The organism is Paraburkholderia bonniea (genome assembly GCF_009455625.1).
Taxonomy (GTDB): Bacteria; Pseudomonadota; Gammaproteobacteria; order Burkholderiales; family Burkholderiaceae; genus Paraburkholderia; species Paraburkholderia bonniea.
Window position 1 is genome coordinate 2,061,872 of sequence record NZ_QPEQ01000001.1, and the last position, 13,603, is coordinate 2,075,474.

The window sequence follows — 13,603 nt, forward strand, 5'->3', positions numbered from 1 at the left end:
CATTATTTATATTTTAAAAAGGCGTGATGATGTTTAATCCGGCTCGATCCATTAATACAACTAGCACCGAAAAAACACCACTAAAAGAAAATTTGCAAACACTGTCTACTTCAATAAAAAAATCTAGCTTTTTCAGTCAACGGAAATTGGCGATTGTCACAAAAACACTTAAACAGCATGCCGCGCCGATCGCAGGTGGGTTTGTAGCATCCGGCACGCTGATGAGCGCCGGGATTTACATCCTGAGCGGCAAATACAGCCTTGACAAGGCGGTGCACGATACTTCCAGTGAAGAATATGTAACCAAAAATATGTTAGCGACCGTGTGCCTGTCGTTTTCGATTATTTGCCTCGGATTTTTAATTGTCCTGCTTAAACGTGAGATGAATCAAACTGCAGAGGAAATGCCGGAATACATTAACACCATGGGCGAGGACGTGCCCTTGGAGAGCCTGGTTTAAGCGCCGCTAACACAAGTCATCAACGAAGCGCGAGCAGATAACGGCAACAGCAAGGGAGAGCAACGCAGCATAAATGTCGAGACGCCGCTCGAAGCGAATGCAATTTGGCGAAACCAGCAAACCAGGCATGGGCGCGCTCAACGACCCAGCGATGCCAGCCCAGCCGTTCTTTGCTCTCGACGCCACGCCGGGCAATGCGCGTCGTGATCCCGCGCTGTTTCAGAGACTGCCTGCAGCGGGCGAAGTCGTAGCCCTTGTCCGCATGCAGCTTGTCCGGACCTTTGCGGGGCTGGCCACTCAGGCCCGGCACTGCAGATATCGCATCAACCGTGCGCTCGAACGCCATCGAATCGTGCCGGTTCGCGCCCGTCACCGTGAGCGCCAGCGGAACACCTCTGCATCTACGACGAGGTGTCGTTTCATCCTGGGCTTGCCCCTGTCCGCCGGGTTGGGGCCCGTTTCCTGGCCCCCCGGGGGCTGGCAACGCTGGCCGCATCCACGCTGGCCCGTCCCCAGTCAATCTGGTCATGCTCGCGCAACCAGCGAAGCATCGCCTGATGCAGCTTGTCCCACATGCCCGCGGCCTGCCAGCCCCGCAAACGTCACCAGCAGGTCATGCCGCTACCGAAACCCCGTTCCTGCGGCAGCTCTTCCCAGGCAATACCGGTTTGCAGGACATACAGAATGCCGTTCAATGCAGCCTGCTCGTCAACCGTGCGTCTGCGACCGCCTTTCGGCGATGGCGTGAACGCCGGAATCAACGCTTCCAGGGCTACCCATACTCTTTACTGATTTTTCGGCTTGTCATGCCGCCAGGATACGGCGCGCATCGCCTAATGCCTAAGTTGGGTTAGCGACTCTTAATCGAGTTAATCGTTTCAGGCATGAAACATGCTGTACCGGCAATTCAAACGCTGAAATCGCCGCAACCTGCAAGGCGGCGGAGTAGTTGCACGCTTGATGCCGCTACGCTGCCGCCCCTTGTTACCCTGGCGTTAATCCATCCGGGCAAAATCGCGCTCGATCCATGCTGCGGCACTCGCCTGGTTCAGCTTGAAGCTGGGCATGACGCGAATTTGCGCCAGCTGATCGCCCAGCGCATCAAATGCGCTTAGCAGCGCATAGGGGTCGTCCTCGTCCGGGACAATCTGCAGCGTCACGCTGATCTCGCCTTGCTCCGCCGTGCTCACGTTCAAGCGTTTATGCAGCAGCGCATGCAGTTGCTGCTCATGACGCCTTAACACCTCGGACGCGGTTTTGACCAGCGTGTTGAAGGCCCCGGTATCGAGTGGTTTGGGGTTTTTCTTGTCGCGGCCCATGGTCCATGGGCCGATCAGCGCAGGTTCGCGCTCGCCATCTTTAATCATGGCCACTGCCCAGCCGTCGTCACTGTCGTTCTTCATCACCTGGGCGGTCCAGCCGCCATCGCGCCAGAGACGGGGCTCACGCACGGTTTCAGGTGAGTCGGCAGAAGCGTGATCGGAGAAGTTGGCAGAGGCGTCGGTCATGGCGGGGGAGTTCTGAAGTGGGGACGCGTGGAGCCGCGCCGAAGCGCTGGATTCTACCCGCCCCACCCTCGCTTGAAACGGGTCTGGCTTGGTTATGGCTTGCATGCTGGCCAAGGGGATAAGGGCGATCACGCGGTGGCGGTGGCGGTGGCTGTGGCTGTGGCTGTGGCTGTGGCTGTGGCTGTGGCTGTGGCTGTGGCTGTGGCTGCTGGCTGCTGGCTGCTGGCTGCTGGCTGCTGGCTGCTGGCTGCTGGCTGCTGGCTGCTGGCTGCTGGCTGCTGGCTGCTGGCTGTGGCTGCTGGCTGCTGGCTGCTGGCTGCTGGCTGCTGGCTGCTGGCTGCTGGCTGTGGCCGCTGGCTGTGGCTGTGGCTGTGGCTGTGGCTGTGGCTGTGGCTGTGGCTGTGGCTGTGGCTGTGGCTGTGGCTGTGGCTGTGGCTGTGGCTGTGGCTGTGGCTGTGGCTGTGCTGCTGGCTGGCGTTGGGCTTAAGCCCTGGTGCCCCGCCGGGGCATGGTCTGGCTGGTTCAGGGAAACTCAAGGAGATCTCTGAGAGATTCAAAGAGGTACAAAAAGGTGCACCGTGGCTCGCAGGCTGCATCGCGGCATATGTTGCCGGCCCGTGGAACATGTCAGCGCCGCTCGTGCGCCGCTATACTGCGCCTCAGTTTCGCTGCGCTCACCGGTCCTTCAACCGCCCCATTGCCCACCATGACACGTCCATTGCCTGTGCCGTTCGCCACTGCCATTGCCGCTGCCCTGCTGCTCAGTGCCTGTGGTTCACCCGGGCCGGCAGCGCGCGCGGACAGCGCTGCCAAGCCGATGATGCATATCAGCTCGGCGCGCTCCCCAGCTGCCATCGTCAACTGCCTGACCAGCCGCCTGGCGCGGGCTCAGAGCGCCAACACCGGCAGCACGACCGAAATCACCGTAGGTGCGAACTCCAACCCGGCGTACTGGGTGACGCTCACGCCAGCAGGATCGGGCTATGGCGCGGTCGTCAAAGTGCTGCACCCGGCCAATGCCCCCGAAGATCCGCCTGAGCCCGAAATGCGCTTCAATATCGCGCGCTGCACGACCTGAATAATCCGGGCCAGGCAGAACATCTCAGGCATCCAAAACATCCCGCATACCCCAAACGCGCCAAGCCCCGTCTGGAGCCCGGCGCGCCTGAGCACCACGCCCTAGTTCAGGTTGAAATCAATCCCCTGTGCCAAAGGCAGCGCGTTCGAGAAGTTGACCGTGTTGGTCGCGCGGCGCATATAAGCCTTCCACGCATCTGAGCCGGATTCACGGCCGCCGCCCGTTTCTTTTTCACCGCCAAAGGCCCCGCCAATCTCCGCGCCACTCGGCCCGATATTGACGTTGGCGATGCCGCAGTCGCTGCCCGCAGCGGACATAAACTGCTCCGCCTCGCGCAGGTTCAGCGTGAAGACACACGATGACAACCCATGCGCTGCAGCGTTGTTCGCGGCCAGCGCCTCGTCGAAGTGCTGGTAGCGCAGCACATACAGAATCGGCGCGAAGGTTTCAGTCAGTACCACGGCGGTTTGCGCAGGCATTTCGACCAGCGCCGGACGCACGTAATAGCCCCCCTCCAGCCCTGCCACGCTCACACGTTCGCCGCCATGCACCGTGCCGCCTTGCGCGCGCGCCTCATCGAGTGCGGCTTGCATGCGCTCGAACGCAGCCGCGTCGATCAGTGGCCCCATCAAGGTGCCCGCTTCCAGCGGATGCCCCACCGGCACGCGGGCGTAGGCCTCTTTCAGACGCGCGACGGTGCTGGCATACACGCTGTCGTGCACCAGCAGACGGCGCAGCGAAGTGCAGCGCTGGCCCGCCGTGCCGACGGCCGAAAACACGATGCCGCGCAACGCCAGCGCCTGATCGGCGCTCGGGCTGACGATGCCCGCGTTGTTGCCGCCCAGCTCCAGCAATGAGCGGCCAAAGCGGCGCGCCACTTCGACCCCTACCGTGCGGCCCATCGCGGTGCTGCCCGTGGCACTAACCAACGCCACCCGAGGATCCGCGACCAGTTGCGCGCCAATTTCACGGCCACCGTTCAGCAACGCCGTGAGCCCAGCGGGCGCATCACCAAACGCCGCGAGCGCTTCTTGCAGGATCTGGTTGACCGCGAGCGCGGTAAGCGAGGCTTTCTCCGAAGGCTTCCAGATCACGGCGTTGCCACAGACCAGCGCCAGCGCGGCATTCCACGACCACACCGCAGCCGGAAAATTAAATGCTGAAATCACCGCGCAAACGCCCAGCGGATGCCAGTTTTCAGCCATCCGGTGGCCAGGCCGCTCGGAGACGATGGTCAGGCCGTAAAGCTGACGCGACAAACCCACCGCGAAGTCGCAGATATCAATCATTTCCTGCACTTCGCCCAATCCTTCCTGGAGGATCTTGCCGGTTTCGAGCGTAATCAGGCTGCCAAGCGCCTGCTTTTGCTCGCGCAGCCGGTTGCCCAGCAAGCGCACCAGTTCGCCCCGGCGTGGCGCGGGCACCTCGCGCCATGCGGCAAACGCCTGCTGCGCCTGGAGCAGCGCGGCCTCAACCTGAGGCGCGGTGGCGTCAGTGACATGCCCGAGGCACGCGCCATCCACCGGTGAATGCACCGCCGTGCCGGTCTGCGTAATGGCGCTCAGGCCAAGCTCAGCGAGGAGCGTTGAGGGGTTAAGGCGAGTGTCTGAAGCAGACATGCGTGATCCCGAAGCGTTCATGCGTGATCCTTTTAAGGTCCGTGAAAGTCCAGCCAGAAACGCGAAGTGCGGCCGAAAACTATACAGGCCGGGTTTTTTGGCGACAAGCGAGCTCAGGGGGAGGCTTCGTTTACGGGGGAGAGGGTCTTTTTTGGGATTGTTTTGGGGGCTTGGGGGGGGGAAGTCGCATCTGATGCCTGGGCAATCTGCGGGTAATGCGAAACGCCCCCTCTTGGCGCGCAGTTCACAGCAACGGCGCGCCGGGGGGATCGTTTCAAACCAGTCTTTGGTTTATTTCGTTAAACATTCACCGCAATCAACGGCTGCGCGAAAAGCCCTGAATCACGGTTGGGTTGTGATTGGGTGGTAGTGGCCGATGATTTCGCGTAACCACTAATCATCGCCTGATAAAAAGCCTCGTCCTGACGTTCAATCTCGGTCATGGCAGGCGAAATTACCGCTGGGTTTGCCAGCCTGTTGCCCGCAATCCCCGGCGACTTGCGCGAACTCCACGGCAGCGGTGCAGTGCCGTCGGCATAAAACGACTCTTCGCCTGCGCGCTTCCCGCCTGCCGCGTAGTACTTCTTCCACATGTGGCCAATCGGATCGTGCAGGTGCGCGTTCTCTCCTGCGGCCCAACCCATCAGGCTTCTGATTTGCGGCGTGCGTGCGGATTTCTCGGCGATTGTCTGTTTGTCCCAGATCGTGCCGTCCGCGAAGACGAACTGTTCGATGCCTTTGACGTACTCGTCGTTGTGCTGGACCAGTTGATCGATGATTCTGAGTTCGGTATGCGAGCCGTCAATCTTGATCACGATGTTGCTGGTGTATAGCTCGCGGCTGACGGTGAGGTCCTGCGGACGGATGTCGGCGTCGAAGCGCACCACGTCGATGTAGCGCTTGTCGAAGTCGTAGCCTTCTTCAATCGTGTTATGGCCTGAACGGCGGCCGTGGAGGTAGGTGTCGTTGCCTGCGCCGCCTGCGAGGGTGTTGGTGCCGGAGCCACCGTCGAGGGTGTCGTCGCCGTTGAAGCCGATTAGAAGGTCGTCACCTGGGGTGCTTTTTAGCGTCATTAACGCGACTTCGTTTTTGTTCCAGGTTGTGCCGTTAGCGAACTGGAAGCGCTCAATGGCGGCGAAGAAGTTTTTCTCATGCTGGCGTAGCTGGTCCTTGATCCGCAGCACGTTCGTCGCGCCCTTGATCGTCACCAGCAGGTCGTCGCTGCGGCCATCGCGTTTGACGCTCACGTCTTCCGGACGAACGTCAGCATCGAACTTCACTGTGTCGATGTCCTGGTTGGTGAAGTCGCTAGATTCGTAGATGGTGTCGTTGCCCGAGTTTCTGCCAAAGAGGTAGGTGTCGCTGCCCTTGTCACCGTAGAGCTTGTCATCACCCGCACCACCGTCGATCAGGTCATCGCCTTCAAAGCCCTGAATAACGTCATCACCTGAGGTGCTTTTTAGCGTCATCAACGCGATCTCGTGTTTGCTCCAGGTCGTGCCGTTGGCGAAGCGGAACTGCTCAATCGCCCGGATAAACGTCGTGCCGGACTGGCGTAGCTGGTCCTTGATCCGCAGCACGTTCGTCGCGCCCTTGATCGTCACCAGCAAATCATCGCTGCGGCCATCGCGTTTGACGCTGACGTCTTCCGGCAGCACGCCGGCGTCTAAAACCAGCACGTCCCGGTCGTCATCGTAGAAGTCGTACCCGTCGCAGATCGTGTCGTCGCCCGAGTGGCGGCCAAAGAAATACGTGTCGCTGCCCGTGCCGCCATACAGGATCTCGTTGCCGCTGGTGCCCAGTAGCACGTCATTCCCCGCGCCACCAATCAGTTCGCGGGTGCCCGCCTGCGCCAGCAGGATGTCCGCGCCGCTGCTGCCTTCCACTTCGCCCGCGCCGTAGTACACGCCGATAGCCTTGAGCGCGTCGCGCAGCGCGGGGGAATCGTTGACGCTGACGTAGCGTTGCAGCTCCCGCTCGAGGAAGAACCCCGTCACGCGCCAGTCCGCACCGTACTGATGAATCAGCTCCGTCATCAGCACGGCAACTTCAACCGTGCCTACCCGGCTTTGCGCTGCTTGCAGCAGCGCCACCATCGCGCTGAAATCCGTGCGGAGTTGGCCTGCGGGATCCTTTGAATCGACGGTGTAGTTGATTGCATCGAGGTAGGGCTTCCATGTGGTTTGCGCGGCGATGATCGTGTACACGGTGTGCACCAGCGTGTCCCAGGCAGCGCTCACCTGCTCGCCACGCGCGCCCTGCAGCACCACCGCGCCGAGGCCGTTCCCACCGCCCGCGTTAAGCATCGTGCCGGCCATTTTTTCAAGCACCGCAAGACGGCCCAGCCAGATGCGGCTGTCCATCACGGTGATCCAGCGTTTGCCCTGTGCCGCCAGCAGTTCGGTGGTTGTCATGCCGGATGTCGCCACCCATGCTTTCAGAAGCGGCTCGATTAATGCGTGCTGTGCGGCGGTGGTCGGGGCGGCGGCTACTTGCCGCAGGACTTCGCGCAGGGCTGCGCCTTCGGCGGTGTCCATGCTCGCGGCTTGCCACAGGTCGCGCACGTTGCCCGCGCCCAGCACGAACGGCAACGCAACGACGTCATCGCGCAGCGCGATGGTGGTGGTGAATTTCTGGTGCAGCGTGTCCTGGCCAAACCAGATTTCCTGGATCTCGCGCACGACTTCCTTGCCGTCGACGAGCTGCACGAAGCTGCCTTCGCCGCGTACGAGGTTGCCGTTGTCGAGGAGGCGGAAGGATTCTTCTTTACTCAAATTGATCGAGAGGATGCCGAGTTCGGTGAGGCTGAGCAGTTCGCCCTGCTGGGTCGCGCCATCGCCGTTGCGGTCGCGCCAGATTTTGAGTGAGGACCAGATCGCGTCGTTTGCGTCGATCACGCCATCTTTGTTGCTGTCGAATTCGCGTAGCGCCTGGAAGCCGTTCGCGGCGAGTGTGCCGTTGGCAAGTTTGGTGAAGTTGCTGAAGAGTTCGTGGCCGGTGTCGATGGCGCCGTTGCTGTCCCGGTCAAGCACGAGAAAGCCGTCGCCGGTGGTGATCCAGCCGGTGTGGGTGCGGTGGCCTTCGCCAGTGAAATCGAAGTGGGCGGTGGACTGGTCGACGCCGGTGGTGTGGATGCCGTCGCCGTTTAGGTCGAGGATTAGGGGGTCGATGGCGGCGAGGGCCTGGATGTATTTTTTAAAAAAATCTTCAATGCTGTTTGAATTGCGAATCAATTTAATTAATTTGTCTAGCGTCATGATGCCGGTTCGGCCTGACATATCTGCCCCGTTATTTCTCCCTGTGACAGTCAGCGCTGCTATTTCGCTGATATTTGTTAAAACATCCGGATTAATTATTCGGCCAATCCAGCTTCCAATCTGGAAAAGCTTGTCAAAATCTTTAGCCTGAGTTGCGTCTCGGGACGCCAGCGCCATCGACTCCATTAATGTAACTACCGCCTCCCTGTCACCAGAAATACTTCCATCCGATTTTAAGATCTGTTTCCATAATTTTTCGCGGTTATCTTCGCTTAACACCGAAAATGGAGTGTTTAAGGTCCAGGCATCATTTTCTATGCCGTGCGCCTGAAATACGGTATTGTGCATATCCCACGCTTCACTTGAATTTATTTCTCTGCTTGCCATGCCGAGCTCAGAATATTTTGCCTGATTAATCAGGGAGTCAATATACGCTTTAGCCAGTGATGATTTTATTGACCTTAATTCGTCCTTGCTCAATTCACGCCCAGATTCTTTTGCCGAAACTTGAAGAAACTGAAGTGCAGCGGTCCCGCTGACCGTATTTTCCTTATTTACCCCTTGCGCCAATCGTGCGTAGTCGTATCCTCTGGCGGCCAGGTAATCATATGCTTCGGCAACCCTTCCTTCAGCGACCAGATTTTTTAGCTGCACTAGCGTAAGCAACGATACTGTTCTCATTGACGATCTCCTTTTCAGTTTTTCCATTTTCAAACGAAGCAATCATGCCAGTTATTTTTTCCTGTATTTTTCTCCAGTCCTTTAAGTTATTCTTTGAATATCTAATCTTGACAATTGCCTTGATTTCCGAAATGGCAAACCAGTGCTTACAGGAGGCCACGGCATATTTATTACATTCAATGTAAGCAATAGTTTTACCCGGATCATAAAAATACTCTTTCTCCCCCGACCTCTCTTCGGAATCGATAATTTTTTTTCCTTTTTCACTTACCAGTCCAAAAAACAATTCGGGCTGCACCTCCGTGTTTTCTCCATCTAAAAATCGACCGATCATTTTAGGGAACCACACCGATGGATCTTTCTCTGTCTGCTCATCTGGCTCAACGCCAACAACTATCCACTCATCATTTTTAGCTTTACTTCCTTTAATCCCTAACCAACTAGCCTGGTTTGATCTATTTAATGGAGAAAAATCTGGATAATGAAGTAAAAGTGTGAATTCCACGATAGGGACATCTGGGCCTGGTGGATGGCGAACCGGAGGATTAGCCCATATCCGGTCCCCCTCATACTGAATCATAAAAAACCGATAATCCGCAGGAATCACCAGCCTCACACCATTCATACTTCCTATCCCGGGTTCCGCTGGCTTTTTGTTGCCCTCTCTCAAGCACCCGGCCCAAAAAATCACGGCTGCCAAGCCAATGCCTATCAGAATTTTTTTCATTTCAGTCTCTCCGGTGTATAGGGATACACCCGCAATACTCATAAGTAATATCTCAAGCCGCACAAAATCCAATGCGAAATTGAGATTAATTTATTTAGTGTGCCGTTGATTTCGCCGAAGAGAGATTAATCTCAACCCATCAATTTCTTTCAGGTTCGGGGCGCAAGTATCACACAGCCAATTTATTTTTCAATACCCAAAACCAGAATTGACATATTTTTACAAATCACTCGCGCGCCAGTTAATTTCTATTTTTTTGCTACGCTTATGATTTTATTGGACATATTCATCTCATTATTTGGCGGCATATAAATCGCTAGATAAACACCATATCGCTTTCAATATGTCCGGCAGTGGATTTACATACGCGACCCAAAATCTTTGTCTGATCCAGCGCTTGCCCTGCGCTATCAGCGATTCGATGGTCGTCATGCCCGATGTTGTTGCGACCCATGCCTTCATAAACGGCTCGATTAATGCATGCTGCGCAGCGGTAATCGGGGCCGCCGCCACTTGCCGCAGGACTTCGCGCGGTGCCGAGCCTTCCGCGAGTTTCAGCACGCCTTCCGCCACGCTGGCACCGAGCTTGCTCATCATGACGTCGGCTGCATTCAGCACTCTGGCGTAACCGCGACAGTGCCCTCTCCGGCAAATGCCGAGGCCACGCTCAGGCCAATGCTGGCTGCCACTAGAACGGCTCCGACAGCAGCAAGGCGTAGCAAGAAGCAGTAGCGCGGCGGGTGCGGCCAGTGTGGCGAGGCCCGCGAGGGCCAGCATGCCCTGGCCGAGTAAGGCGCAGGCATCGCTGATCGCGGCGTAGATGTCGCTTTTTTTGACTTTGCCTTCGCTTATTTGAGTGGTGATTTTGCTGGCGTCGTTGACTAGTGCTGCCGCAGATAATGCCGCGCCGACCCAGGGGACGGGGCCGTATTTGGTTGCTAATGGACGGATTGATTTGTTGATTGAGCCGAGGAAACCTTCGACGAGTTGTGCGGTGGAAATAGCAGTGTCACGTTTATTATTGTTTGCCTCAATAAGCTGACCGACATTCTTCCCGGCCCGCATTACGTTTGCACCATTTTCTATTTACCCCAAGTCAATCGAAATATATTCAACTGCAGAATTAGACATACGCTCTCCTTTGTAGAGTAAAAATAACAATGGTTATTTGAAAATTCTAACCATCATCACGATGTAAACCAGAGTAGAAAAAATCAGCAACTCGATGAATAGCACTGGATTCTTTTTTTCTTTGTAAAAGTTCAGCATTTTTGACGGGCTCAATATATAATTGCCATCTTGTTTTATGTAATAAATTTGCATGGTCGATGATGCGGAAAAAGATTTTTGCCGGGCCCATCCGGCCTCAATTTCCGTATTTACTATTTGCTCTCGTTGCCCTTTTAAAAAAGGACAACGTCCCCCTCTCGACAAAATTAATGAAGTGACCTCGCAGCCCAGAATTTTTTTCTTGCCATTTTGCTTTACAATTAAAACATCCTCCCCTGACTTAATTTGCTTAAATTTTGCCAGTCCTGTAATTGTCGAAATTTCATGTTTCTCTGGAATCTTGAAAAAAACACTTCCAGAGATCCAGAAACCAAAAACAAAAAAAGGCCGGTCAGCATAAAGCTACAGAATATTTTTTCGATCATGGGTTATCTCGCTCCAGTGGTTGTTTAACTGCTTCATTTAACCTCTCCTGTTTCTTCACCGACACTCCCCTCACCTGGAGTTGCGAGTGAATCATTGCCTATTCATCAAGGGCCAATAAAAATAGACTCCGCTAATGATTTAGAGGCACCGTCATCTCTGAATAAAAAATCAAATTTTATTTAAAAATTTTCCTCATAATAAAAAATACCCGACCACCTCAAAAACAATGAACTGAATTGCCAGCGATGGATTGTTTTCTTTTTTATAAAAACTTTCCATTTTTTCGTACTTTAAAATTTTCTCGTTATTTTTTTAATAAAATAAATTTGTTTATCCGATGAGGTAACTGGCCACCTATTTTGCGTGTACCAGCCAACCTCGACTTTTGAATTTTTTATTTTGTTTATCTCGCTCTCCTTAAGAGGGCATATTCCCGTCTGCAAATAGCTTAAAAAAGTGTTTGCGCAAGTAAAGAGTTTGTATTTTTCCCTATTTTAATTCGCAAGCTGGCTCCTCCGCGGTTAGAAATAAATTTAGCAGGGCCTTCTGATACTATTATCGAGTTTCGCTCTGGCAATTTGAAAAAAATCACTTCCAGCGATGCTGATACAAGCAGTATCAAGAAGAGGGTGCAAACAACGCTATAAAATATTTTTTTGACCAAATTCGTCTCCGTCCGGAAATTTTTCCAAATCAGATAATTACTGGAAGCTCGAAAATTTACACAAAGCTTTTTGCTCGGACAATTAAATTTAAATTGAGATTGGAGAATTTACATAAATTCAACAATGTCCCTGCGGAATGACCAATCTCCATTAAGACTTGTCTCAAGTCATAAATAATTATTAAGAATATTTCGCGTCATTAAAGTGCTTGATAAAGCTTTTTGTTTTCCAGACCAGATCGCGTCGTTTTGGTCGATCACGCCATCTTTGTTGCTGTCGAATTCGTGCAGTGTCTGGAAGCCGTTCGCGGCGAGCGTGCCGTTGGCGAGCCGGGTGAAGTTGCTGAAGAGTTTGTTACCAGTGTCGATAGCGTCATTGCTGTCCCTGTCGAACACGAGAAAGCCGTCGCTGGTGGTGTGGATACCGTCGCCGTTCAGCTCAAGAATCAGAAGAGCGATGGCGGCGAGCCCGTTCTCTGCGCATTAATGACTGCGTTCCCTAGTGTTAAACCATCAACTAACGCCCCGACTGCCACTACGCCTTTCGCATATTTAGAGAATCGTGCGGCATTGGCTATCGCCTTTCCATAATTTCTATAACCCTCGATACTGCCTTGCCTTAGTTTTTCTAAATTATTGGAAATAGATTGACTCACTGCATGAAAATTCTTTTGCTGCGCAATCGTCCCCCCGCCATCACCCAAATTCATTAAATGATAAGAAAGCCGGCTTGCCTGATTTGCCATTTTCCGGCCAAGCTGCTCGTATTTATCTGCCAGGTCTGTACTTTTTTGGGATGACCATTGCAGCGATGTCGTAATTTCACTGGAGATTACTGTCCAGATATCAGATGCGCTGGTTGCCAGCTTCTCTTGCATTTCGACAAAATCGGATTTTGTTAGCGCTTCCATTCTTCACCTCTGAGTTGCAGTTTGATCATTAAAAACAAGGTTGTCCAAACCATGACGTGAGCGCCGTAAAAGAGAGGCGCACCAATGGCAATCATTACCCGGTTGGAGGTAAATATTCCCATTATCCCTTTGGTTGGGGGCGGCGACCCAAACAGCCACGTTCCACCCAAAAATAAGACTATGACAAATGTCAATGCCAACTTTTTTCCCCGACTTGCATATAATATGTCTTGATATTTAATTGAATCTTTCATTTTTGTAAAGCACACAATCAAGCTCATATAAAATCCCAAAAATACTGCAAGCCCGTAACTAGCTGATAATGTGCAGGGGTAACGATTGCCGAAAATTAATGACCGAACCATTGGAATGCGATGTCCGACTGAGCACAGATCACCAACCAGACCGAAATTATTTTGGTTTACGGCCGGAGTTAAAATTGCCACCAGCATTAATCCAAAAAACATCAAGAAAAATAAAAATCGACCTATGCCTATGGGAATAACAGGCATAAATATAGAATACATTTTTTTATCTTGTTTATTTTTCATAAGCAGCTTCCCAGAGTGACTAGCGATCTTTAAAAAATCACCGGCGAGGTTGAATTTTTATCTTTTCCATATAAAATTGACGGATTTCTCAATCTGCCATTAGCGATAGCAGATTGATTTACGCCTCATCAATTTTTTTCAGGTTCGGGGCGCAAGTATCACACAGCCAATTTATTTTTCAATACCCAAAACCAGAATTGACATATTTTTACAAATCACTCGCGCGCCAGTTAATTTCTATTTTTTTGCTACGACGATGATTTTATTGGATATATTCATCTCATTATTTGGCGGCATATAAATCGCTAGATAAACACCATATCGCTTTCAATATGTCCGGCAGTGGATTTACATACGCGACCCAAAATCTTTGTCTGATCCAGCGCTTGCCCTGCTGCGCCGTCAGTGATTCGGTGGTCACCACACCTGATGCCAGAAAAGCAACCCGTACAACGTACAAGCAACGCACAAACAAAACGCCCCCTGACGC

Annotated in this window: 11 protein-coding genes and 1 pseudogene; 2 read left to right on the top strand and 10 right to left on the bottom strand. The window is 53.5% G+C overall.

The genetic code is table 11. From position 1 onward, the window contains the following. The first annotated feature begins 26 nt into the window (after positions 1–26). On the top strand, positions 27–461 hold the full coding sequence (locus GH656_RS08945) for a hypothetical protein (RefSeq protein ID WP_153075551.1): 435 nt from the start codon (positions 27–29) through the stop codon (positions 459–461). Positions 462–467: 6 nt separating this feature from the next. On the opposite strand, the pseudogene GH656_RS08950 reads toward GH656_RS08945, so the two are convergent. After that, positions 468–1,231: pseudogene (locus tag GH656_RS08950) on the bottom strand (IS5 family transposase). Between the two features lie 225 nt (positions 1,232–1,456). Beyond that, complete coding sequence (locus GH656_RS08955; RefSeq protein WP_153075552.1) at positions 1,457–1,969, bottom strand: hypothetical protein; 513 nt, start codon at positions 1,967–1,969, stop codon at positions 1,457–1,459. A 706-nt stretch (positions 1,970–2,675) separates the two neighbouring features. On the opposite strand from GH656_RS08955, the gene GH656_RS08960 reads away from it, so the two are divergent. Then, complete coding sequence (locus GH656_RS08960; protein ID WP_153075553.1) at positions 2,676–3,047, top strand: sugar ABC transporter ATPase; 372 nt, start codon at positions 2,676–2,678, stop codon at positions 3,045–3,047. A gap of 101 nt (positions 3,048–3,148) precedes the next feature. Here the strand turns inward: GH656_RS08960 and amaB are convergent, their stop codons facing one another. The 8 genes from amaB to GH656_RS09000 all read right to left on the bottom strand — a co-directional run bounded on the left by amaB (position 3,149) and on the right by GH656_RS09000 (position 13,113). Continuing rightward, entirely contained in the window at positions 3,149–4,666 is a 1,518-nt protein-coding gene (gene amaB / locus GH656_RS08965) for an L-piperidine-6-carboxylate dehydrogenase (RefSeq protein ID WP_153075554.1), read from the bottom strand. Positions 4,667–4,965: 299 nt separating this feature from the next. Continuing rightward, positions 4,966–7,944 (bottom strand): calcium-binding protein, encoded by a 2,979-nt coding sequence (locus GH656_RS08970; protein WP_153075555.1) that lies wholly within the window; start codon positions 7,942–7,944, stop codon positions 4,966–4,968. A gap of 607 nt (positions 7,945–8,551) precedes the next feature. Beyond that, positions 8,552–9,331, bottom strand: coding sequence for a hypothetical protein (locus GH656_RS08975; protein WP_153075556.1), 780 nt, complete (start codon positions 9,329–9,331; stop codon positions 8,552–8,554). Positions 9,332–9,625: 294 nt separating this feature from the next. Then, positions 9,626–10,396, bottom strand: a complete 771-nt coding sequence (locus GH656_RS08980) for a hypothetical protein (protein WP_153075557.1) — start codon at positions 10,394–10,396, stop codon at positions 9,626–9,628. Between the two features lie 112 nt (positions 10,397–10,508). Beyond that, positions 10,509–10,691, bottom strand: coding sequence for a hypothetical protein (locus GH656_RS08985; protein ID WP_153075558.1), 183 nt, complete (start codon positions 10,689–10,691; stop codon positions 10,509–10,511). A 1,128-nt stretch (positions 10,692–11,819) separates the two neighbouring features. Next, positions 11,820–12,047 carry a hypothetical protein gene (locus GH656_RS08990; protein ID WP_153075559.1) on the bottom strand — a complete coding sequence of 76 codons (228 nt, stop codon included), beginning with the start codon at positions 12,045–12,047 and terminating at the stop codon, positions 11,820–11,822. 50 nt (positions 12,048–12,097) lie between these two features. Then, the gene (locus GH656_RS08995; protein WP_153075560.1) at positions 12,098–12,562 is read right to left on the bottom strand and encodes a hypothetical protein; all 465 of its coding nucleotides are present in this window, start codon (positions 12,560–12,562) and stop codon (positions 12,098–12,100) included. Further along, entirely contained in the window at positions 12,550–13,113 is a 564-nt protein-coding gene (locus tag GH656_RS09000; RefSeq protein ID WP_153075561.1) for a hypothetical protein, read from the bottom strand. The genes GH656_RS08995 and GH656_RS09000 overlap by 13 nt, the downstream gene beginning before the upstream one ends. Between the last annotated feature and the right edge of the window lie 490 nt (positions 13,114–13,603).